Origin of the sequence: Arthrobacter sp. 135MFCol5.1, from assembly GCF_000374865.1 — a bacterium.
In the GTDB taxonomy this organism is placed as follows: Bacteria; Actinomycetota; Actinomycetes; order Actinomycetales; family Micrococcaceae; genus Arthrobacter.
In genome coordinates this window covers 459,224-482,490 of record NZ_KB895452.1, presented here as the reverse complement: position 1 = coordinate 482,490, position 23,267 = coordinate 459,224, and the positions used below count along the sequence as shown (strand labels likewise).

Here is a 23,267-nt window from a genome sequence, read left to right as displayed (position 1 = left end):
CAGCAGGGGCGTTCCGATGCCCTCTGCTGCTGACCACAAAATGAGGAGCACGATGGAAGTCTGGCCTGGAACTGCCTATCCGCTGGGAGCGACCTTTGATGGCACCGGCACCAATTTCGCCCTGTTCAGCGAGCGGGCCGAGCGGGTCGAACTCTGCCTCCTGGCTGATGACCTGACCGAGACCCGGATCGAACTGACCGAGGTGGACGGCTATGTTTGGCACTGCTACCTGCCGCACATCCAGCCCGGCCAGAAGTACGGCTACCGCGTCCATGGTCCGTACGACCCCGCCAGCGGAAACCGTTTCAACCCGAACAAACTGCTGATGGATCCTTACGCCAAGGCCATCCAGGGCCAGATCGACTGGGACCCGGCCCTGTTCTCCTACGAGTTTGGCGACCCGGACTCCCGCAACGACGCCGACTCCGCCCCGCACACCATGCACGGCGTGGTCATCAACCCGTTCTTCGAATGGGACGGCGACCGCCAGCTGCGGATTCCCTACCACCAGTCCGTGATCTACGAAGCCCACGTCAAGGGCCTGACCGAACTCCACCCGGAGATTCCCGAAGAGCAGCGCGGCACCTACGCCGGCGTGGCGCATCCGGCCGTGATTGAGCACCTGAAGAAGCTTGGCGTCACCGCCATTGAGCTCATGCCGGTCCACCAGTTCGTCAATGACGGAACCCTGGTGGAGAAGGGGCTCAACAACTACTGGGGCTACAACACCATCGGGTTCTTCGCCCCGCAGAACACCTACAGCGCCACCGGCGACGTCGGGCACCAGGTCCAGGAGTTCAAGGCCATGGTCCGCGACCTGCACCGGGCCGGCATCGAAGTGATCCTCGACGTCGTCTACAACCACACCGCCGAAGGCAACCACCTTGGCCCCACGCTGTCCTTCAAGGGAATCGACAACCAGGCCTACTACCGCCTGGTGGACAACGACCTCAAGCACTACATGGACTACACCGGCACGGGCAACTCGCTGAACGTACGCCACCCGCACTCCCTCCAGCTGCTGATGGACTCCCTTCGCTACTGGGTCACCGAGATGCACGTGGACGGCTTCCGGTTCGACCTCGCCTCCACCCTGGCCCGCGAGTTCTACGACGTGGACAAGCTCTCAACGTTCTTCGAACTCATCCAGCAGGATCCGATCGTTTCCCAGGTCAAGCTCATCGCCGAGCCGTGGGACGTTGGCCCCGGCGGCTACCAGGTGGGCAACTTCCCGCCGCAGTGGACGGAGTGGAACGGTAAGTACCGCGACACCGTCCGCGACTTCTGGCGCGGCGAACCGGCCACCCTGGGCGAATTCGCATCCCGCCTGACCGGTTCCGCAGACCTCTACGAAAGCTCCGCCCGCCGCCCGGTGGCGTCGATCAACTTCGTCACCGCCCACGACGGCTTCACCATGCGCGACCTCGTTTCCTACAACGAGAAGCACAACGAGGCCAACGGCGAAGGCAACAACGACGGCGAATCGCACAACAGGTCCTGGAACTGCGGCGTTGAAGGCGACACTGACGACGACAAGGTCCTGACCCTGCGGGCCCGGCAGCAGCGGAACTTCATCGCCACCCTGATGCTCTCGCAGGGCGTGCCCATGCTGCTGCACGGCGACGAACTGGGCCGCACGCAGCAGGGCAACAACAACACCTACTGCCAGGACTCCGAGCTCAGCTGGATCCACTGGGAAGCCATGGACCAGCCGCTGGTGGAATTCACCGCGTTCGTCAACAAGCTCCGGCACGACCACCCCACGTTCCGGCGCAGCCGCTTCTTCGACGGCCGCCCGGTAGTCCGTGGTGAGGGCGAAAAGCTCCCGGACATCGTCTGGCTGAAGACCGACGGCACCGAGATGCGGCCCGAAGACTGGGGAAGCGGCTTCGGCCGGACCATCGGCGTGTTCTACAACGGCGACGGCATCCAGGAGCAGGATTCACGCGGCCGCCGCATCACCGACGACAGCTTCATCATGGCGTTCAACGCCCACGACGACGTCGTGGACTTCTGCCTGCCCTCGGACGAATACTCCCAGTACTGGGAAGTCCTGATCGATACGGCAGCGCAGGCCGAAGCCTACGAACCGCTCAAAGCCGGCGCAACCCTGGCACTGGATGCCAAGTCGATGGTGGTACTGCGCGCCTACTCAGGCCCCGAGACTGAAGTGGATACCTCGGCAGCCGCGTCCCTGGCCTCCATGGCAGAACACGAAGAGGCCCAGGGGGAGATGGTGGAGGCCCAGACCAAGGCAGCGGAGGCGAGCGAGGCGCGGGCAACCGAAGCCACCGAAGCCGCCGACGCAGCTGACGAAAAGGCAACCGAAACGGGTGCCACAAAGGCAACCGACAAATGAGGACGCCGACTTCCACCTACCGGCTCCAAATCCGGAGCAGCTTCACCCTCTTCGACGCCGCAGAGAAGGTCCCGTACCTGAAGGACCTCGGCGTGGACTGGGTGTACCTGTCTCCCATCCTTACGGCGGAGGAGGGCTCGGACCACGGTTACGACGTAACCGACCCCTCTGCCGTCGACCCTGAACGCGGCGGCCCCGAAGGCCTCCTAGCCCTCTCCAAGGCGGCCCGCGAGCACGGCATGGGCGTCCTGGTGGACATTGTGCCGAACCACGTGGGCGTGGCCTCACCGCCACAGAACCCGTGGTGGTGGTCGCTGCTGAAGGAGGGCCGCGAGTCCCCTTACGCCGAAGCCTTCGACGTCGACTGGGAACTGGGCGGCGGAAAAGTCCGGCTTCCCATGCTGGGATCGGACGCCGACCTGGACAAACTTGAGGTCAAAGACGGCGAACTCCGCTACTACGACCACCGGTTTCCGCTGGCCGAGGGCACGTACACCGAAGGGGACTCCCCGCAGGACGTCCACGCCCGCCAGCACTACCAACTGATGGACTGGCGCCGTGCCGATGCCGAGCTGAACTATCGGCGCTTCTTCGCGGTGACCACCCTCGCCGGGATCCGGGTCGAGGTACCTTCCGTCTTCGAACAGGCGCATGCGGAGGTAGGCCGCTGGTTCACCGAGGGCCTGGTGGACGGGCTCCGTGTGGACCATCCGGACGGCCTCGCGGATCCCGCCGGCTACCTCCGGTGGCTCAAGGACCTCAGCGGCGGTGCCTACGTCCTGGTGGAAAAGATCCTGGAACCGGGTGAAGTCCTGCCCCAGGAGTTCGCCTGCGAGGGCACCACCGGTTATGACGCGCTGGCCGACGTGGACAGGGTCTTCGTGGACCCGGCAGGCCAACAGGCCCTCGACGCCCTGGATTCCGGTCTGCGTGGGACCGCGGAACCGGCGGACTATGCAGCCATGATCCGCGGTACCAAGCGCATGATTGCCGATGGCATCCTGCGTTCGGAGGTGCTGCGGCTGGCCCGGCTGGTTCCCGGGTCGTACGGGCTCAGCGTGGACCAGGCAGCCGACGCCATCGCCGAGATCATCGCATCCTTCCCGGTGTACCGGTCCTACCTGCCGGTAGGCGCCGACGTCCTCAAGGAAGCCTGCGAATCCGCCGCAGCGCACCGGCCGGACCTGGACGTCGCGGTGGGCACCCTCCTCCCGCTGCTCCTGGACCCTGCCAACCCCATCGCCATCCGGTTCCAGCAGACCTCCGGCATGGTTATGGCCAAGGGCGTGGAGGATACCGCGTTCTACCGCTACACCCGGCTGGGCACCCTGACCGAGGTGGGCGCCGAACCCACCGAATTCGCCGTGGCCCCGGAGGAATTCCACCGGCGGATGCAGCGGCGCCAGCAGGACCTGCCGCTGTCCATGACCACCCTGTCCACCCACGACACCAAGCGCAGCGAGGACGCCAGGGCCCGGATCTCGGTCATCGCCGAACTGCCGCGGGAGTGGGCGGAAACGCTGGACACGCTACGTGGCCTGGCGCCGATCCCCGACGGCCCGTACGAGAACCTGCTGTGGCAGGCAATCATCGGCGCCTGGCCCGCCAGCCGTGAGCGGTTGCAGGGGTATGCGGAAAAGGCCGCCCGGGAGGCGGGCAACTCCACCACGTGGACCGATCCCAACGAGGACTTCGAGTCCAAGGTGAAGGCCGCCGTGGATGCGGTGTTCGACGACGCGAAGGTTGCCAAGGTGGTCGCGGACTTCGTGGCCCGCATCGACGCCTTTTCCGCAGCCAATTCGGTGTCGGCAAAGCTGGTCCAGCTGACCATGCCGGGTGTGCCGGATGTATACCAGGGCAGCGAGTTCTGGGAACGGTCACTCACGGACCCGGACAACCGCCGGCCGGTGGACTTTGCTGTCCGGCAGGCGGAGCTGGCAAAGCTCGACGCCGGACAGTTGCCGGCCGCGGGCACGGAAGCCAGCAAGCTTCTGGTCACCTCGCGGGCGTTGCGCCTGCGGCGGGACCGGCCCGAGCTGTTCCAGGGCTACGCTCCCGTGGCCGCCACCGGGGCCGCAGCAGATCACCTGCTCGCGTTCTCCCGCGGAACCGAGGCCTCCACCGGTGTGCTGGCACTTGCTACCCGGCTCCCGGCCGGACTGGAAGCCGGCGGCGGCTGGCGGGACACCGCCGTCGACCTTTCCACCGCCATGCGCGACGAACTGACGGGCGCCGGCTACGGACCGGGCCCGATTGCCGTGGCCGAGCTGCTGGGCACCTACCCGGTGGCCCTGCTGGTCCCCGTGGATGGAGGGAACGAATGACGCTCGTCAACGCTGGCCCCGGGCGGTTCGATGTGTGGGCGCCGGACGCTTCATCGGTGGTCCTGCAGGCCGATGGCCGTGCATACCCCATGCAGAAAATGGACACGGCTCCCGGATCCGAGGGATGGTGGACCGCACCTGACGCCCCGGCCGGCGGCGATGTGGACTACGGCTACCTGCTGGACGGGGACTCCACTCCTGTCCCGGATCCAAGGTCGCGCCGCCTGCCCGCCGGTGTGCACAAGCTGTCCCGCACCTACGATCCTGCCTCCTTCGCGTGGCAGGACACGGGGTGGCGCGGCAAGGATCTGCAGGGTTCCGTGATCTACGAACTCCACGTGGGCACCTTTACTCCCGAAGGAACCCTGGATGCCGCGGTGGACAAGCTGGGCTACCTGGTGGACCTGGGCATCGACTTCGTGGAGCTGTTGCCGGTCAACGGGTTCAACGGAACGCACAACTGGGGCTACGACGGCGTCCAGTGGTACGCGGTGCACGAGGGCTACGGCGGGCCGGCCGCGTACCAGCGGTTCGTGGATGCCGCCCATGCCGCCGGGCTCGGCGTCATCCAGGACGTGGTGTACAACCACCTGGGACCCAGCGGCAACTACCTGCCCAAGTTCGGCCCGTACCTGAAGCAGGGCGATGCCAACACGTGGGGCGACTCGGTGAACCTGGACGGGCCAGGTTCGGATGTGGTGCGCGAATACATCCTGGACAACGCGGCCCTCTGGCTGCGCGACTACCACGTGGACGGACTCCGCCTCGATGCCGTGCACGCGCTGCGGGATGAGCGCGCAGTCCACATCCTTGAGGAATTGGGCGCTTTGGGCGACGCTGTCTCGGCTGAAACCGGGCTGCCCAAGACCCTCATTGCCGAATCGGACCTGAACAATCCTCGCCTGATCTACCCCCGGGACGCCAACGGGTACGGCCTGGCCGGCCAGTGGAGCGACGACTTCCACCACGCGGTACACGTCAATGTCAGTGGCGAGACCACCGGCTACTACTCCGACTTCGAGTCCTTGGCCGTGCTGGCCAAGGTGCTGAAGGACGGGTTCCTGCACGACGGCAGCTACTCCAGCTTCCGAGGCCGGCACCACGGGCGGCCTATCAACGGTGCCCTGGTGCACCCGGAGGCACTGGTGGTCTGCAACCAGAACCACGACCAGATCGGCAACCGGGCCACGGGGGACAGGCTCTCGCAGTCCCTGTCGTACGGACAACTGGCCGTGGCCGCGGTGCTCACCCTGACCTCGCCGTTCACGCCCATGCTGTTCATGGGCGAGGAATACGGTGCCACCACGCCGTGGCAGTTCTTCACCTCCCACCCGGAACCCGAGCTTGGGAAAGCCACCGCGGAAGGGCGCATCAGGGAGTTCGAGCGCATGGGGTGGGATCCCGCCGTCGTGCCGGATCCGCAGGACCCGGAAACCTTCCGCCGGTCCACGCTGGACTGGGCCGAGGCCACCACGGGCGAGCACGCCCGGTTGCTGGAGCTGTACCGGTCGCTGACGGCGCTGCGCCGCTCCCATCCGGAGCTGGCAGGCCTTGGCTTTGACGGCACGCAGGTGAAGTTTGACGACGACGCCGGCTGGCTGCGGTTCCGCCGCGGTTCCGTTGAGGTGCTGGTGAATTTCACCGACGCGAAGGTACGCCTCGACGCTTCGGGGAACGTCCTGCTGGCCACGGATGACGGGACCGGCCTGGACGGCGGCTACCTGGCCTTGGCTCCGTGGAGCGCGGCCATCCTCGCGTCCTAGGAAGGGAGAAGTTACGCCGCGGGCATCCGCGGCGTAACTTTTCTGCTGAGCGCTAACACATGATGTGCAGCGCGTCACAACTGGCAGGATGGAACCCATGACTTATTCAGCAGCGGACAACCGCTACGACTCCATGCCCTACCGCCGTGTCGGCCGCAGCGGACTCAAACTCCCTGCCATCTCCCTGGGCCTCTGGCACAACTTCGGCGACGACAAGCGCTTTGAAGAGCAACGGAACATCCTGCGCCGGGCCTTCGACCTCGGCGTGAACCACTTCGACCTCGCCAACAACTACGGGCCCCCTGACGGCTCCGCCGAAACCAACTTCGGCCGCCACCTCAAGGACGACTTCAAGCCCTACCGGGACGAACTGGTGATCTCCACCAAGGCCGGCTATTACATGTGGCCCGGCCCGTACGGCGAGTGGGGATCCCGCAAGTACCTGATCTCCAGCCTCGACCAGTCGCTGCAACGCATGGGCCTTGATTACGTGGACATCTTTTACAGCCACCGGCCCGATCCCGAGACGCCGCTGGAAGAGACCATGGGCGCCCTGGACTACGCGGTCCGGTCCGGCAAGGCACTCTATGCCGGCATCTCCTCCTACACTCCTGAGCAGACGCTTGAGGCAGCCCGGATCCTGAAAGAGATGGGAACGCCGCTGCTCATCCACCAGCCCAGCTACTCCATGCTGAACCGCTGGACCGAGGACGGATCGCCCAACCTGTACGAGGCGCTGGACCAGGTGGGCGCCGGATCCATCGCATTCTCGCCCCTCGCCCAGGGGATGCTCACCGACCGCTACCTCCATGGCATCCCGGAAGATTCCCGTGCCGCCAAGGCCCGGTTCCTTTCCGAGGACTCCATCACTGAAGAGAAGCTGGACCGGGTCCGCGGGCTGCGGCGCATTGCCGAGGGCCGCGGGCAGTCACTGGCCCAAATGGCCATCGCCTGGATCCTGCGCGACCAGCCGAAGGGCTCACCGGTCACCTCTGCCCTGGTGGGCGCCTCCAGCGTCAGCCAACTCGAGGACACACTCTCCGCCATCAACAACCTCGAGTTTTCCGCCGACGAACTCACCGCCATCGACGAGTTCGCCGTGGAGTCCGATATCAACCTCTGGAAGCAGGAGTCGTAACGTCCGCTTCAACGGACAGCGCTGACGAAGCTTTCTTACGCAGCGGGACCCGGCGCAGCAGCGCCGGGTCCCGCTGCGTTGGGTAGTATGAAAAGGCGCCGTGCGGCGCCGTGCCAGCCGGCCGCCGTCGGACTTCCTGCGGAGCCATACCCGGCCGGCTGACGTTTGTTCCCAAAGGAGTTTTGTGTCTTCACATCCGATCCGTGTTGCAATCGTTGGCGTGGGCAACTGCGCCGCTTCGCTGGTGCAGGGCGTCCAGTACTACAAGGATGCCGATCCCGCGGAGACCATTCCGGGCCTGATGCACGTTGAGTTTGGCCAGTACCACGTGGGCGACGTTGAATTTGTTGCCGCGTTTGACGTCGACGGCAAGAAGGTCGGCGTTGACCTCTCCGACGCCATCCTGGCCAGCGAGAACAACACCATCAAAATCGCTGACGTTCCGCCCACGGGTGTGACGGTCCAGCGCGGCCACACCCTGGACGGGCTGGGCAAGTACTACCTCGAGACCATCGAGGAATCCACCGAAGAACCCGTGGACGTTGTCCAGGCGCTCAAGGACGCCAAGGTGGATGTCCTGGTCTGCTACCTGCCCGTGGGTTCGCAGAAGGCGGCAGAGTTCTACGCGCAGGCCGCCATTGACGCCGGCGTGGCCTTCGTCAATGCGCTGCCGGTCTTCATCGCCGGCACCAAGGCGTGGGCCGACAAGTTCACCGCCGCGGGCGTGCCGATCGTGGGCGACGACATCAAGAGCCAGATCGGTGCGACCATCACGCACCGCGTCATGGCCAAGCTGTTCGAGGACCGCGGCGTGACCCTGGACCGGACGTACCAGCTGAACGTCGGCGGGAACATGGACTTCAAGAACATGCTCGAGCGCGACCGGCTTGAGTCGAAGAAGATCTCCAAGACCCAGGCGGTGACCTCGAACGTTGAGGCGGAACTGGCTGCCAAGGACGTGCACATCGGCCCGTCGGACTACGTGCAGTGGCTCGATGACCGCAAGTGGGCGTTCGTGCGCCTGGAGGGCCGGAACTTCGGTGACGCCCCCGTCTCGCTGGAGTACAAGCTCGAGGTCTGGGACTCGCCGAACTCGGCCGGTGTGATCATCGACGCGATCCGTGCGGCGAAGATCGGCCTGGACCGTGGCATCGGCGGCCCGCTGCTGTCGGCGTCGAGCTACTTCATGAAGTCCCCGCCGGAGCAGTTCAACGATGACCTCGCCCGCGAAAAGGTCGAAGCCTTCATCCGCGGCGACCTCGAACGCTAGCACCCCTCGAACGCTCCCTCACCCATACAGGTGGGGGAGCGTTCCTGCTTAACCACGCCCGCTCACCTTTGACGTGTTTTCCTGAAACGCCCGCTCACGTGTGACGTGTTTCGCCGGAACGCCCGCTCACGTGTGACGTGTTTCCCGCGATTAGCTGAGGGTGCGATCCTCTATCCAGCGGGGTTCACTCGTTGGCGAAGCCCGAGGCGGCCACAGGATTGGCGGCGGAATTCCTTAGGGCATGCCTGATTCTCTTGAGCGCTCCCGCAAAACCGTCCTCCTGATCGGCCTTTACGACGATGATGACGGTCCAGCCGGCTCGTTCGAAGGCCTTGTTCCTGCGCCGATCGATCTGTTGCTGCGGTTCGAAAAGGTGATGGCCGCCGTCGTACTGAATAGCAACTCTGGGCAGACGAAAGCCGAGGTCGGCCGATGGCGAGCGGGGGTCCCCCGGACGAAGTTCTATCTGCAGCTCCGGTTCACGAAGACCGGCGTCCAGCATGGACAATCGAAGGAATGTCTCCGGCGCAGAGTCCGCCCCTACCCGCATAAGGTCCAGTGCTTGCCGGGCGCGGACAACGCCTTGAAGATTTGGATGTCGGCCGACCAAAGCCCGTAGTTCCTCAAGTGTTGAGTACGCGCCCTCTCTGCCTTCGAGGTCAGGCCGTGGTATCCGGATGAGCTGGTCTCCCGCAGCCACCAAATCGTTCAATGGGAGTAGCCGTGCCAAATCCAGCCACGTCCGGGCACGGGTGCTGAGCCACATCCCTTCAACGCACTCAATCTCGCCAGGCTTCACAATGACCCGATGGCCGTGGATTCCCCTCCTGCGTGCGCCGGGAAGGGCACTGGGTTTACTGAGGTGCAGCTCGTTGGAGTCTGACAGCCAAGGCGGAAGGAGGAAACTCCGGAGTCGAGCCGCGGTGACATGGGAAATCCACGCGCCAGGCGAAGCCTCCGACAGGCTGCGGGCGGCCTCCTCCAGACAGAAATCCCAACCGGCCGGACGGTAAAGCCCACGGCTTACATGCTCAACATCTGCGCGCCGTAAGCGGCTGTAGTGCAGCCCTGCGCGCCTGGAACTTTCGAGGGTGAACGGACTGCTTGCCAAGTGGGAGGGCAGGGGCGGCTGGGATCGCATACTGCATTCTTATTCAAGCAGCCGGAGCCCGTCGGAAGTTATCCACAGGCGCCCATTCGGTTTGGTCGAAAATGAGCGGGGGTTCGTTGGAAAGGGGTAAGAAGTGAGCGGGGGTTTGTTGGAGAGGGGTAAGAAGTGAGCGGGGGTTTGTTGGAGAGGGGCAAGAAGTGAGCGGGGGTTCGGTGGAGAGGGGCAAGAAGTGAGCGGGGGTTTCAGGTGAGGCCCACAGGGTTGCCGTCGGCGTCCACGTCCATGCGGAGCGCAGCCGGGACGGGCGGCAGGCCGGGCATAGTCATCACGGCACCCGTCAACGCAACGATGAAGCCGGCGCCCGTCTTGGGCAGCAAATCCCGGACGTGGATGGTGAAGCCCTTCGGGGCGCCGAGGCGGGAGGCGTCGTCCGTGAAGGAATACTGCGTTTTGGCCATGCACACGGGCAACCCGCTCCAGCCGTTCCGTTCGATATCTGCCAAGCGCTTCAAGGCCGGCACGGAGAAGTCCACCCCGTCCGCCCCGTAGATCTCCTGGGCGATGGTCCGGATCTTGTCCTCCACAGACAAATCCAACGGGTACAAGTGCCGGAATTTGCCGGGAGCGTCCACCGCCTTCGCCACCAGCGCCGCGAGCTCGTCACCGCCGTCGCCTCCTCCGCCGCGGCCCCATACGTCCGCGACGGCGGCCTGCACGCCCTCCGCATGGCACCAAGCCAGAAGCCAGTCCAGTTCTTCCTGCGCATCGGAGGAGAACTTGTTGATGGCCACTACCGGGGTGACCCCGAACTTCTCCACGTTGTGCACATGCCGGCGCAGGTTCTCCACGCCGGCCTCAAGTGCGGCCAGGTCCGGGCGCGTCAATGCGTCCTTGGCCACGCCGCCCTGCATTTTGAGCGCCCGCACGGTGGCCACCACCACGACGGCGGACGGGGCCAGGCCGCCGTACCGGGCCTTGATGTCCATGAACTTCTCTGCCCCCAGGTCGGCACCGAAACCGGCTTCCGTCACCACCAGGTCCGCGAGCCGCCGCGCGGTTTGGGTGGCGATGAGCGAATTGCAGCCATGCGCAATATTGGCGAACGGCCCGCCGTGCACCAAAGCGGGAGTGCCCGCGATTGTCTGCACCAGGTTGGGCTTGACCGCCTCCTTCAGGAGCAGGGTCAAGGCACCCTCCACGCCCAGGTCCGCCACCGTCACCGGCGTCCGGTCGTAGGTGTAGCCGAACGTGATCCGGCCCAACCGCGTCCGCAAATCCGACAGGTCCGTTGCCAGGCAGAAGACGGCCATGATTTCGGACGCCACCGTGATGTCGAACCCGTCCTGCCGCGGCACCCCCTGTGTTGGACCGCCCAGCCCGATGACAACCTCGCGCAGGGACCGGTCGTTCATGTCCAGGACGCGCTTGAACGTCATCCGGCGCGGATCGATGTTCAAGGCGTTGCCCTGGTAGATGTGGTTGTCCACCAACGCCATGAGCGCGTTGTTGGCCGAGGTGATGGCATGGAAGTCGCCGGTGAAGTGCAGGTTGATCTCGTCCATGGGCAGCACCTGCGAGTAACCTCCGCCGGTAGCGCCGCCCTTCATCCCGAGCACGGGTCCCAGGGACGGCTCCCGCAGCGCGATCATCACCTTGTGGCCGGCGCGGGCGAGCGAATCGGCCAGTCCCACCGTGGTGGTGGATTTGCCTTCTCCAGCCGGGGTGGGGGACATGGCGGACACGAGCACCACCTTGCCGTATGGTGCCGGTGCCTCGAGCCTGGCCGGATCGATCTTCGCCTTGTACCGCCCGTAGAGCTCCAGGGCGTCGGCGTTGATCCCGGCCGCTGCAGCGATTTCCCCGATGGGCCGGATCCGGGCGGCCCGGGCTATCTCAAGATCAGAAGGAAGACCAGACATCGTTGTCCTTTCCTGTACCGGCCGGCGCCGGACACCTGCCCCTAAGCTAACAGCACCCGGGCCGGCTCCGAGGGAACAGCCGTCAACGGGAATCGCCTCCGAAGCAAGGGCGGAGGGTTGTCAGGAGGCCGGCACGGCCGGGGCGAGGCGGTGCCCCGAGTAATGGTCGACGGCGGCGTGGTAGCTTTCGAGCGTGATGGCGGCCGTGCGCTGCCAGCCGGAGCTCTGGGCACGGATGGCGGCCGCCCGGCCCAGGTCCTCGCGCGTGGCGGGATCGTCGTACAGGGCTTCGAGCGCATCCGCCCAGTCCGCCGCATGGTGTCCGTCCACCAGGAGCCCGGTCCGGCCGTGGAAGATTGCGCGGGACAGGCCGCCCACCCGGGTGGCCACCACGGGCGTCCCGCAGGCTTGGGCCTCAAGGGCCACCAGTCCGAAGGACTCGCTGAAGGAAGGCATCACCACCACGTCCGCCGCGCGGAACCAGGATGCAAGCTCAGGTGCCTTCACCGGCGGAAGCTGCGTGACGACGTCGTCCATTCCCGCCTCCGCCACCAGGCAGCGGAGGTTGAATTCCTTGTTGCCGCTCAAGGCGCCCAGGATGGTGACCCGAAGGTCGATGTCCGGGCGGCGTTTGCGCAGCAGTGCCGCTGCCTTGACCAGGACCTGGGGACCCTTGAGCCGCTGGATCCGGCCGGCAAACACCAGATGGAAGGTGTTGGGGCCAACGCCGTGCTCTGCCCTGGCCCGCGCCCGGAAAGCCGGGGTGAAGGTGCTCAGGTCCACGCCGGGCGGCGCGATGTCGATCCGGTCGTAGGTGGCGCCGTAGTGGGACACGAGTTCGGCGGCCTCGGAACTGGTGTTAGCGATGAGCCTGGCCGCGCCCTCCACGATGCGGTGCTCGCCCAGCTCGCGCCGGCGGGGTTCGGGTTGTTCGCCGGACTCCAGCAGCAGGTTCTTGACCTTTGCCATGGTGTGCATTGTGTGGACCAGCGGCACGTCCCAGAGCCGTGACAGCTCAAGCCCAGCGATCCCGGACACCCAGTAGTGCGAATGGATGACGTCATACCGGCCGTGCGGCTGGCGGCGGCGGATCTGCTCGATTTCCGCCACCATGGCGTGCAGCAGTCCCGGAAGCTCCTCCTTGGGGACCTTGGTGGGCGGTCCGGCCAGGACGTTGTGGACGCAGACGCCGGGATCCGGGTGTTCGACGGCGGGCTGGTCGGGGGAGGTGGCGCGGGTGAAGATTTCGACCTCAACACCGGCTTCCGCCAGCGCCGAAGCCAGCTCACGGATGTAGACGTTCATTCCGCCGGCATCGCCGGAACCGGGCTGTTCCATGGGGGAGGTGTGGAGGGAGAGCAAAGCGACCCTGCGGATCAGCGCCACGGGACCTCCTTCCGGCCGCCGGCGCGCGTGAGCGGAGCCGGTCGAGTGCACATTCGATAAAACATTACTCCTTCACTCAACGCCCGCCGCCCGCCCAGATCTTCCCCAGTGCCGGAAACGCCTGCTCGTATCCGTCCAGCAGCCTGGCGGCCAGGTCCGTCGAAGCCACGAGCGGGTGCCGGGCAAAGGCCTGCACGGCGGCGTCGCGGCTGCCCTCGGCAGCGGCCAGGACGGTGAGCCGTTCGACGTCCTTGACCTGCCGGATCAGTTCGAGCTGCGGTCCGGCAGGCGCTTGCTGGGGCAGCGGGGCGGCGCCGGCGGGGGTGACGGTGCAGGGAACTTCGACGACGGCGTCCGCCGGCAGGCCGGGGATGGCCGGTTGGGGAATAGCCGAATCTGCCGTGGCGGCCTGGGGAGCGGGACGTTCCGGGGCCGTTTCGGCTGCTTCGCCGGCGGCCGGGAGGACGTTGCGGGTGTTGAGGATCAGCTGCGTGTCCCCGCCGCCGGCGAGGGCGCGCATGGCGGCCAGGGCAACGCGTTCATAGCCGCCGCCGGCCAAATCCTCCTCGTTCCGGCGCTCGCCGGCTCCCCTGGCCTCGGCCAGGTATCCCTCTTCCCGGGACCTGCGGGCCTCTTCCCACAGCCGGTAGGCGTCCGGGCCGGCCGCGGCAAGCCGGGGATACAACTCCTGCTGCTGGCTGTGGATGGCCTCGCCGCGGGTCTGCGCCATGGCGTCCATGGCCTGCCGGGCGGCGTCGCGCCGGTAGTAGTAGTACAGGTATTCGTTGGGGAGCATGCCCAGGCTGGCCAGGAACCGCTGTGGGAAAAGCCTGCCTTCTTCGAACGACTGGAGGGCCGGCGCGTTGGCGAGCAGGTCCGGGAGCACGTCCCGGCCGCCGGCTTCAAGGCGGTACAGCCAGCCAAGATGGTTCAGCCCGTAGTAGCCGACGCCGCCCAATCGCCCCTCCGGCAGGGGGACGCCGGCGGCCGACGCAGCCCGCTGCACCAGGCCGGCCGCTGAATCGCAGATTCCGATGACCCGGTGCCCCAGCACGGGGAGCAGCGCCTCCGTCACCATGCCCGCGGGGTTGGTGAAATTGATCAGCCACGCGTCCGGACAGTGTTCCCGCATCAGCCGGGCCAGCTCCAGCATGGGGGGAATGGTCCGCAGGGCGTAGGAAATCCCGCCGGCTCCTGTCGTTTCCTGGCCGAGCAACCCCAGGCCCAGCGGCACCTTTTCATCGGTGATCCGGCCCGCGGTGCCGCCGGGCCGGATCGCGGCGAACACCATGGAAGTGCCTTCGAGGGCCCCGGCGGGATCCGTAGTGGCGTGCACGGCGGGCCCGGCACCCGAGCCGCCGGGCATGCTGGCCAGGACTGCGGTAACGGCTTCGAGCCGGGCAGGATCGACGTCGTAAAGCACCACCTCGGTGACCAGCCCGGTATAGCGGCCGGACGTCAGGGCCCGGTATATCAGGGGCACGCGAAAACCCCCGCCGCCCGCAATCATAAGCCGCATACCATGCAGTCTAGGACCCGTGCCGGCCAGCTTGTCCACAGCGTTCCTGCGCCCCTACCGCCGCATGGCGCCACGGCGTATTGTGCCGAACATGGACGCGATTCCCGCACGCCCGTTCGATCCCTTGGCCGCCGTCCGTTCACCCGTCGAGCCGGGATTCGATCTGTTGCTGGCCGGGACCGTTTTCCAGGACATCATCTTCACCGGACTGCCGCACGGGCCGGAGCCCGGGACGGAAGTCTGGAGCGACGGCATGGGCAGCTGTCCGGGCGGGGTGGCAAACCAGGCCATCGCCGCCGCAAGGCTGGGCCTGCGGACCGGACTGGCGGCAGCCTTCGGCGATGACGGGTACGGCGACTTCAACTGGAAGATCCTGTCCAGCCAGGAACACGTGGACCTCAGCCTCTCCCGCCGCGTCCCGGGCTGGCATTCCCCGGTGACGGTATCCCTGTGCGTGGACCAGGACCGCTCAATGGTCACCCACGGGCATTCGGCACCGGTGACCAACTCCGAGCTGATCGGGGACCCGCCCCGGGCACTGGCTGGCATCGCGGAACTGGGTGTGGAAGTGGAACCGTGGGCGAAAGCGGCCCACGCGGCGGGAGTTCGGCTCTTCGGCGACGTCGGCTGGGATCCCAGCGGGGAGTGGGCGCCGGTGCGGCTCGAGAACCTGCAGCACTTTTACGCCTTCCTGCCCAACCAGCGCGAGGCCATGGCGCTCACCGGCAAGGACAACCCTTGGAGCGCCCTTTACGCGCTGGCGGACCGGGTTCCGGTGGCTGTGGTGACGCTCGGGGCCCAGGGCGCCATGGCGGTTGATTCCCAAACCGGGGAGGAGGAATGGGTGCCGTCCCTTCCGGTCAAGGCGCATGACCCCACCGGCGCCGGCGACTGCTTCGACGCCGCGTTCATCGTGGGTACCTTGGCCGGCTGGCCGCTCGGGGACCGGCTGCGGTTCGCCAACCTGTGCGCATCGCTGGCGGTGCAGGAGGTGGGCGGATCGCTGGCAGCCCCGGGCTGGGGCGACATCGCCGACTGGTGGAAACGCGCCAACGCCCGCCCCGAACGGCAGACGAGCCAGTGGTTGCGGCGCTTCGGTTTCCTCGCGGACATCGTCCAGGACGTACCGCTCGCTGCCCAGCGCCGGGCGGCCGCCACCATCGCCCACCTGTCGGACGCCTGAGGCCAGGCCGTCGCCGATTATTCGGCGCGAAGTGCCCGCACTAGAATCACTTAGGTGACTTACCCCGCAACAACCGGTGATTTCAGTGCTGCCTCCGGGCCGGACCCCCGCCACGAACGGTCCGCGGTGATCGACCTGGATGCCATCCGGCACAATGTCCGCCGGCTGGCCGACGCCGCGTCCCCCGCGAAGGTCATGGCCGTGGTCAAGGCCGATGCCTACGGGCACGGCGCCGTTCCCGTGGCCCGTGCGGCCCTGCAGTCGGGTGCGGCCTGGCTGGGGGTGGCCCACATTTCCGAGGCCCTTGCGCTGCGCGCCGCCGGTATCGACGCACCACTGCTGGCCTGGCTGCACACCACCGACAGCAACTTTGGCGCCGCCGTTGCCGCCGGCGTCGACATTGGCTGCTCGGGGTGGGAACTGGAACGGATCGTTGCCGCGGCCCGCGAACAGGAGCGTCCGGCCCGCGTGCACCTCAAGGTGGACACGGGCCTGGGGCGCAACGGTGCCACCCCCGAAGCCTGGGACCGCCTGGTGGGCGAAGCCGTGGAATACCAGGACCAGGGACTGCTGCGCGTGGTGGGAATCTTCTCCCACCTGGCCGTGGCCGATGAACCGGACCGCCCTGAAACTGATGACCAGTTGGCGGCGTTCAGGGAAGCCCTCGCCATTGCCGAGGACGCCGGCGTGGACCCGGAAGTGCGGCACCTGGCCAACACCCCCGCCACCTTGTCCCGGCCGGATACCCACTTCGACCTGGTACGGGTTGGCCTGGGCATCTATGGGCTCTCGCCGTTCGAAGGCCAGACGTCCGCGGAACTTGGCCTGCGCCCTGCCATGACGCTGCGCACACTGGTGTCCCAGTGCAAAGGGGTTCCGGCCGGGCAGGGCGTTTCCTACGGCCTGCACTACCGGACCAGGGAGGCCAGCACACTGGCGCTGATTCCGCTGGGCTATGCCGACGGTGTCCCGCGCGTGGCCACCGGCGGCCCCGTCCGCGTGGCCGGGAAGACCTACCCGGTGGTGGGGCGGATCGCGATGGACCAGATGGTCATCGACCTTGGGCCGGAGGCCCGGGATTCCGGCCTGCTCGGTGCCGAAGCGGTGCTGTTCGGGACCGGTGCCGACGGCGGTCCCACGGCTGACGACTGGGCACAGGCGGCAGGAACCATCAATTACGAGGTGGTCACCCGCATCAGCCCGCGGGTTCCGCGCCGCTTCATCAACGAGGACCAGCCGGCCGGCAGCAGCCCCGGCCTGGCGGGCGTACCCGGTAACGCGGGAGCGGCATGAGCGGGACAGGGCGGCCGGCCGCCAACTGGGAAGTGACGCTGGCTGCGACGACGGCGGAGCAGACGCAGGCGCTCGGCCGGCATATTGCGGAGGTGCTCCAGGCCGGAGACCTGCTGGTCCTCTCCGGTGAACTTGGCGCCGGAAAGACAACCTTTACCCAAGGCCTGGGGGAGGGGCTGGGTGTCCGCGCTGGCATTATCTCGCCCACCTTTGTCCTGGTCCGCATCCACCCGAACCTGCCGGACGGTCCGCGGCCCGGCGGCCCGGACCTGGTGCACGTGGATGCCTACCGCCTGGGATCTGCGGCGGAGATCGATGACATCGACCTCGAGAACACGATGGACTCTTCGGTGACCGTGGTGGAGTGGGGCCACGACCGGGTGGAGCACCTGAGCGAGAGCCGCCTGGAGATCGACCTGCACCGTGCCATCGGTCTTGGCACCGCCGCGGAAGCCGCAGGTGACGCCGGCACCACGGGCGGCCCGTCCGCAACCCTCGACTTTGACGACGACACCGACGAACCGCGCACCATCGTGGTGCGCGGATACGGGCCCCGCTGGGCGACGCCACCGGCGCTGGGCGGTTTTGAAGGGGGACTACCATGATGATCCTCGCCATTGACACCTCGGCGGTGGCCAGCGCCGCGCTGGTGTCCGACGACGCCCCTGAAAGCGTGCTCGCGAGCTTCGCGACGGCGGACACCCGCAGCCACGCCGAGGTGCTCGCGCCCGGCATCCACGCCATGCTGTCCGAGGCCGGGGTCAGCGGCGCTGACCTCGACGCCCTGGTGGTGGGCGTCGGCCCGGGACCGTTCACGGGGCTGCGTTCGGGCATTGCCACGGCCCGCACGCTGTCGTTCGTCTGGGGCAAGCCCCTGCATGGGCTGATGAGCCTCGACGCCGTGGCCTTGGAAGTGGCCGAATCCACCGCTGCCGTCCCGGAATTCCTGGTGGTCACCGATGCCCGGCGCAAGGAGGTCTACTGGGCCCGCTACAGCTTGGCCGACGGCCAGTTGCCGCTGCTCCAGGACGGTCCGCACGTCAGTGTCGCCGCGGACCTTCCCGAACTGCCCGCGTTCGGTGCCGGTGCCGGGCTCTACGGCGACATCCTGGATGCCCACCCGGAATTCGCGGCCGAGCAGCCGGACGCGCTCTACCTTGGCCAGTTCGCCCTCGCCAGGCTGGCCTCCGGAGAAGCCCTGTTGGACTCCACCCCCCTGTACCTCCGCGAATCCGACGCCCAGGTCCCCGGACCACGGAAGAGGGCACTGTGAACACCATGCAGGATCCGCGGTCGGCGGGAATCACGGTCCGGGACATGACTTTGGACGATGTTCCCGCCGTCGGACTCCTCGAACACCGGCTGTTCCCGATCGATGCCTGGCCAGTGCAGATGTTCCTGGATGAGCTGTCCCAGCCGGAAACACGCCGCTACCTGGTGGCGGAGGGCAGTGACGGCATCGTGGGCTACGCCGGCCTGATGTGCATCGAGCCGATCGCAGACGTGCAGACCATCGCCGTCGTCCCGGAGTACGAAGGGCGCGGCATCGGCAGCGACCTGCTCACCCGGCTCATCGGGGAGGCACGACGGCGGGGCGCGGCCGACGTCCTGCTCGAAGTCCGGGCGGACAATCCTCGGGCCCAGCAGCTGTACCTGCGGTTCGGATTCGAGCAGATCCATATCCGTCCCCGCTACTACCGCGACGGCGTGGACGCCCTGATCATGCGGCTCCCCTTGGCCGCTCAAACCGCCGGTGACGACGCAACGGAAGCAGGCAGGCAATGAACCGTACGCAGCCCCTGGTCCTGGGGATCGAATCTTCCTGCGATGAGACAGGCGTGGGGGTGGTCCGCGGCACCACCCTCCTGGCAAACACCGTTTCCTCCTCCATGGACGAGCATGTCCGGTTCGGCGGGGTTATCCCGGAGATTGCCTCCCGTGCACACCTGGACGCCTTCGTTCCCACCCTGGAGAAGGCGCTGGCGGACGCGGACGTGCGCCTTGCCGACGTGGACGCCATCGCGGTGACATCAGGCCCCGGACTCGCGGGCGCACTCATGGTGGGAGTCTGCGCCGCCAAGGCGCTCGCCGTCGCCACCGGGAAGCCGCTGTACGCGATCAACCACCTGGTGGCCCACGTTGGTGTCGGCCTCCTGGATGACCGGGCAACCGGCAGGACGCAGGACCTGCCGGCCAACCTGGGCGCCTTGCTGGTGTCCGGCGGCCACACGGAGATCCTGCGCATCAACGGCATCACCAGCGATGTGGAGCTCCTGGGCGCCACCATCGACGACGCCGCCGGTGAGGCGTACGACAAGGTGGCCCGCATCCTGGGCCTGGGCTACCCCGGTGGGCCGGCCATCGACAAGGTGGCCCGCAACGGCAATCCCAAAGCCATCCGCTTCCCCCGCGGACTGAGCCAGCCCAAGTACATGGGCACGGCGGACCAGCCGGGGCCGCACCGGTATGACTGGTCCTTCAGCGGCCTCAAAACCGCCGTGGCCCGCTGCGTGGAGCAGTTCGAGGCCCGCGGGGAGGAGATCCCGGTGGCTGACATCGCTGCCGCCTTCCAGGAAGCGGTGGTGGACGTGATTTCGTCCAAGGCGGTGCTGGCCTGCCGCGAGCACGGAATCAAGGACGTCCTGCTGGGCGGCGGGGTGGCGGCCAATTCACGCCTGCGGGAACTGACCGGGCAACGCTGCGCGTCGGCCGGGATCCGGCTGCACGTTCCCCCGCTGGATCTCTGCACCGACAACGGCGCCATGGTGGCGGCCCTCGGTGCGCAACTGGTGATGGCCGGCGTGGAACCCAGCGGAATCGGCTTCGCCCCGGACTCGTCGCTGCCGGTCACCTCGGTGTCGCTGCCGGCCTGACGGCAGGGGGCCCGGCGAAAGCGAACTGCCGCCGGCCGCTTTGGCGGCCCCGCCGTCGTACATCACGACGGCGGCCGGCGTGTCCGTGCCGAAGTTCCCCGCCTCGGCAGAAGCAGACTAGGCGGTGGGGCCGTTGCGCATCTGCTTGACCAGGTCCAGCACCACAGCCTGCAGGTTTCCGCCGTTTTCGGCTGCCACCCGGCGCTGGCGCTGGTATCCGGCGCCGCGGCGGATGATCTTCTCGACGTCGGCGAGCTCGTCGGAGCAGCGCAGCTTGGCTGCCACGGGCTCCAGCCGGTTCAGCGTCTCCAGAAGGTGGTCCGTGACCAGCTGTTCCTTGCCTGCGGCGTCCAGGATGATGATGGCATCCATGCCGTAGCGGGCGGCGCGCCACTTGTTTTCCTGGACATGCCACGGCGGCATGGTGGGGATGGTGCCGCCGTTGTCCAGGGTGGTGGAGAACTCATCCACCAGGCACTGGGTGAGGGCGGCGATGGCACCCACTTCCTCCAGCGTGGCCAGGCCGTCGCAGATGCGCATTTCGATGGTGCCCAGGGCCGGCACTGGCCGGATGTCCCACCGGATCTCGGAAATGGTGTCGATGACACCGGTGGTGAACATGTCCTGGACGTAGGACTCGTACTCCGCCCAGGATCTGAACTGGAAGGGCAGCCCCGCGGTGGGGAGCTGCTGGAACATCAAGGCCCGCTGGGACGCGTAGCCCGTGTCCTCACCGCCCCAGAAGGGACTGGAGGCAGAGAGCGCCTGGAAATGCGGGAAGTAGTTGACCAGTCCGTCCAGGACGGGCAGCGCCTTGTCCCGGCGGTCCAGTCCCACATGGACGTGGACGCCGTAAATGACCATCTGCCGTCCCCACCACTGGGTCCGGTCGATCAGCTTGGCATAGCGTGCCTTGTCCGTGACCGGTTGCAGCTGCGGCGGGCTGAACGGGTGGCTGCCCGCGCAGAACAACTCCACGCCCATGGGATCGGTGATTTCGCGGACCGCGGCCACGGACCGGCTGAGGTCCGCCTTGGCTTCGGCGGCCGTTTCGCAGATCCCGGTGACGAGTTCCACGGTGTTGAGCAGGAGTTCCTGCTTGATGTGCGGGTGCTCGTCGTCTTCGTTGAGTTCCGGGTGCCGGGAGGACACCCCGCGGAGCACCTGGTTGGCGACGGAGGCGAGCTCGCCCGTCTTTCCGTCCACCAAAGCGAGCTCCCACTCAACACCGAGGGTTGACTGCCTCGATGACGCGAAGTCGATCTTCACACAATTCCTTACTGTCCGGTTTGCCGCTGGCTGGTGCCGCTCACAGGCTGCAGCCGGCAGGCGAACGGATGGTCCAAGTCTAGTCCAGGGGTAGCATCGTACTGATGGCCTCGTTCCCGCTGCGTCACAGTCCCGCCAAATCCTTTCCCCTCATCCTCGCGTTGTCAGCCGTTGCCCTGGGCTCCTGCACCGCCTCGCCCAGCGCCGCGCCGCCGTCGTCCACGGCACCTGCGCCCAGCGCGTCCGCCGCGGAAAGTACGACGCCGGCGCCCCCTTTGGCTTCCCCGTCACCTGATCCGGGTTCCCGGCCCCTGGGGTGGGGCCCCGAGCAGCGGGACCAGGACGCCGCCGCGGCGGCTGTGGCGGCCATGACGCCGGAGGAAAAAGCCGGCCAGGTCCTGCTCCCGTTCTTCAAGGGCAACCAGGTGGAAGCCCACGCGGCGCTCATCCAGCGCCTCCACCTGGCCGGGTCCATCATCATGGGCGACAACGTCCCGCGCGACCCGCAGGGGAAGGTGGACGTGGCCGCGATGGGGGCCGTGAACCAGCGGCTGCGTCAGGCCGCTACCGCGGACGGCCGGCCATGGCCCGGGATCATCGGCGTGGACCAGGAAGGCGGCGCAGTGGCCCGCCTGGGCGCCCCGCTCACCGAATGGCCGGTGCCCATGAGCTACGGCGCCGCGGGCAGCGAAGACCTGACCCGCCAGGCCGGCAAGGCGTTGGCCGCCGAGCTGCTGCCGTTGGGGTTCGACCTCGATTTCGCGCCCGACACGGACGTGACCATCGGCCCCAAGGACCCCACCATCGGCGCCCGCTCGATGTCCGCCGATCCGGCAGTGGCGGCAGCGCAGGGCGTGGCGTTCTCCCGGGGCATGCTGGACGCAGGCATCCTCCCCACCGTCAAGCACTTCCCCGGGCACGGCTCGGTGACGACCGATTCCCACCTCAACCTTCCCGTCCAGCCGGCCTCCATCGACGAGCTCCGGGGCAGGGACTGGAAACCGTTCCAGGCCGCCGTGGCCGCTGGCTTGCCGGTCGTCATGACCGGGCACATCGCCGTGCCCGCGCTGGAACCCGGCGTGCCGGCGTCGCTCTCCGCGCCCAGCTACGCGGCACTGCGGAACCTGGGATTCCAGGGCGTAGCGGTGACGGACGCCCTCAACATGGGAGCCGTGGAAAAGCAGTATCCGGCCGGCGCGGCCGCCGTGAAGGCCCTGGCCGCCGGCGCCGACCTGCTGCTGATGCCCGAGGACGTGGAACAGGCGCATGCCGCCATCCTGCAAGCCCTCGCAGCTGGCAGCCTCCCGGCCGCACGGCTCGATGACGCCGCGAGGCGGGTTGCCACCATGATGATGTGGCATGCGCGCACAGCGGCCCTTGCGGGGACCCCCGGTGCGGGTGCTCCGGCCGGCAGCGGCGCAGCCCTGTCAGCCAAGGTCTCGGCATCCGCCGTGACAGTCCTCTCCGGCCCCTGCCACGGACCGCTGGTGCCGGGTTCGGTACGCGTCCAAGGAGGTGGCCCGGGGGACCGCGAACGCTTCGAAGCCGCTGCCGCCCGTGCCGGCCTGGCCGTCGGCTCCGGCCCCGTGGTCAACCTCATCGGCTTCGGCGGCACACCGGGAGCGGGCGACATCGCGGTAGCCCTGGACGCGCCCTGGCCGCTGCAGGACTCCAACGCACCGATCAAGCTGGCGCTCTACGGCCGCAACGACACCGCCTTCGACGCCCTCGCCGCCGTCCTGGCAGGGAAGGCAACGGCGCCCGGAAAGCTGCCTGCCGCCGTCGGGCCCTATCCTGCCGGAACCGGCTGCACTCCGTGACTTGCGAGCGGGAGCGGCGGTGAGCGCGTTTAATGGTCGG

17 protein-coding genes are annotated in these 23,267 nt (G+C 67.5%); 12 read left to right on the top strand and 5 right to left on the bottom strand.

Features of this window, described 5'->3' with window-relative positions; genetic code table 11:
• The first annotated feature begins 52 nt into the window (after window positions 1-52).
• From glgX to C563_RS0102130, 5 genes are all read left to right on the top strand, one after another.
• On the top strand, window positions 53-2,359 hold the full coding sequence (glgX, locus tag C563_RS0102150; RefSeq protein WP_018760398.1) for a glycogen debranching protein GlgX: 2,307 nt from the start codon (window positions 53-55) through the stop codon (window positions 2,357-2,359).
• Complete coding sequence (gene treY / locus C563_RS0102145; RefSeq protein ID WP_018760397.1) at window positions 2,356-4,683, top strand: malto-oligosyltrehalose synthase; 2,328 nt, start codon at window positions 2,356-2,358, stop codon at window positions 4,681-4,683. Before glgX ends, treY begins: the two co-directional genes overlap by 4 nt.
• Entirely contained in the window at window positions 4,680-6,446 is a 1,767-nt protein-coding gene (gene treZ, locus C563_RS0102140; protein WP_018760396.1) for a malto-oligosyltrehalose trehalohydrolase, read from the top strand. Before treY ends, treZ begins: the two co-directional genes overlap by 4 nt.
• Before the next feature lie 97 nt (window positions 6,447-6,543).
• A complete protein-coding gene (gene mgrA, locus C563_RS0102135) occupies window positions 6,544-7,584 on the top strand; it encodes an L-glyceraldehyde 3-phosphate reductase (RefSeq protein WP_018760395.1) in 1,041 nt (346 codons plus the stop codon).
• Between the two features lie 184 nt (window positions 7,585-7,768).
• Window positions 7,769-8,854 carry an inositol-3-phosphate synthase gene (locus tag C563_RS0102130; RefSeq protein WP_018760394.1) on the top strand — a complete coding sequence of 362 codons (1,086 nt, stop codon included), beginning with the start codon at window positions 7,769-7,771 and terminating at the stop codon, window positions 8,852-8,854.
• A gap of 184 nt (window positions 8,855-9,038) precedes the next feature.
• On the opposite strand, the gene C563_RS22950 is transcribed toward C563_RS0102130, so the two are convergent.
• From C563_RS22950 to C563_RS0102110, 4 genes are all read right to left on the bottom strand, one after another.
• Complete coding sequence (locus tag C563_RS22950) at window positions 9,039-9,362, bottom strand: hypothetical protein (protein WP_331271246.1); 324 nt, start codon at window positions 9,360-9,362, stop codon at window positions 9,039-9,041.
• An 845-nt stretch (window positions 9,363-10,207) separates the two neighbouring features.
• The gene (locus tag C563_RS0102120) at window positions 10,208-11,884 is read right to left on the bottom strand and encodes a formate--tetrahydrofolate ligase (protein WP_018760392.1); all 1,677 of its coding nucleotides are present in this window, start codon (window positions 11,882-11,884) and stop codon (window positions 10,208-10,210) included.
• Window positions 11,885-12,004: 120 nt separating this feature from the next.
• Window positions 12,005-13,270, bottom strand: coding sequence for a D-inositol-3-phosphate glycosyltransferase (gene mshA, locus C563_RS0102115; RefSeq protein ID WP_018760391.1), 1,266 nt, complete (start codon window positions 13,268-13,270; stop codon window positions 12,005-12,007).
• A gap of 76 nt (window positions 13,271-13,346) precedes the next feature.
• Window positions 13,347-14,789 (bottom strand): 6-phospho-beta-glucosidase, encoded by a 1,443-nt coding sequence (locus tag C563_RS0102110; protein WP_026264286.1) that lies wholly within the window; start codon window positions 14,787-14,789, stop codon window positions 13,347-13,349.
• Between the two features lie 91 nt (window positions 14,790-14,880).
• Between C563_RS0102110 and C563_RS0102105 the strand changes: the two genes are divergently transcribed.
• The 6 genes from C563_RS0102105 to tsaD are packed head-to-tail and all read left to right on the top strand — an operon-like array spanning window position 14,881 to window position 20,138.
• Window positions 14,881-15,972, top strand: a complete 1,092-nt coding sequence (locus tag C563_RS0102105) for a carbohydrate kinase family protein (protein WP_026264285.1) — start codon at window positions 14,881-14,883, stop codon at window positions 15,970-15,972.
• 54 nt (window positions 15,973-16,026) lie between these two features.
• Window positions 16,027-17,265: an alanine racemase gene (gene alr / locus C563_RS0102100; RefSeq protein ID WP_018760388.1), complete on the top strand. Its 1,239-nt coding sequence runs from the start codon at window positions 16,027-16,029 to the stop codon at window positions 17,263-17,265.
• On the top strand, window positions 17,262-17,870 hold the full coding sequence (gene tsaE, locus C563_RS0102095; RefSeq protein ID WP_018760387.1) for a tRNA (adenosine(37)-N6)-threonylcarbamoyltransferase complex ATPase subunit type 1 TsaE: 609 nt from the start codon (window positions 17,262-17,264) through the stop codon (window positions 17,868-17,870). Before alr ends, tsaE begins: the two co-directional genes overlap by 4 nt.
• On the top strand, window positions 17,867-18,538 hold the full coding sequence (gene tsaB / locus C563_RS0102090; RefSeq protein WP_018760386.1) for a tRNA (adenosine(37)-N6)-threonylcarbamoyltransferase complex dimerization subunit type 1 TsaB: 672 nt from the start codon (window positions 17,867-17,869) through the stop codon (window positions 18,536-18,538). Before tsaE ends, tsaB begins: the two co-directional genes overlap by 4 nt.
• A gap of 5 nt (window positions 18,539-18,543) precedes the next feature.
• On the top strand, window positions 18,544-19,050 hold the full coding sequence (gene rimI / locus C563_RS0102085; protein WP_043423681.1) for a ribosomal protein S18-alanine N-acetyltransferase: 507 nt from the start codon (window positions 18,544-18,546) through the stop codon (window positions 19,048-19,050).
• Window positions 19,047-20,138 carry a tRNA (adenosine(37)-N6)-threonylcarbamoyltransferase complex transferase subunit TsaD gene (gene tsaD / locus C563_RS0102080; RefSeq protein ID WP_018760384.1) on the top strand — a complete coding sequence of 364 codons (1,092 nt, stop codon included), beginning with the start codon at window positions 19,047-19,049 and terminating at the stop codon, window positions 20,136-20,138. The genes rimI and tsaD overlap by 4 nt, the downstream gene beginning before the upstream one ends.
• Window positions 20,139-20,255: 117 nt before the next feature.
• Here tsaD and C563_RS0102075 read toward each other — a convergent pair whose 3' ends face one another.
• Window positions 20,256-21,407 (bottom strand): glutamate--cysteine ligase, encoded by a 1,152-nt coding sequence (locus C563_RS0102075; RefSeq protein WP_018760383.1) that lies wholly within the window; start codon window positions 21,405-21,407, stop codon window positions 20,256-20,258.
• Between the two features lie 368 nt (window positions 21,408-21,775).
• Here C563_RS0102075 and C563_RS0102065 point away from each other — a divergent pair, with 368 nt between their 5' ends.
• Window positions 21,776-23,227: a glycoside hydrolase family 3 N-terminal domain-containing protein gene (locus tag C563_RS0102065; RefSeq protein ID WP_018760381.1), complete on the top strand. Its 1,452-nt coding sequence runs from the start codon at window positions 21,776-21,778 to the stop codon at window positions 23,225-23,227.
• Window positions 23,228-23,267: the final 40 nt, after the last annotated feature.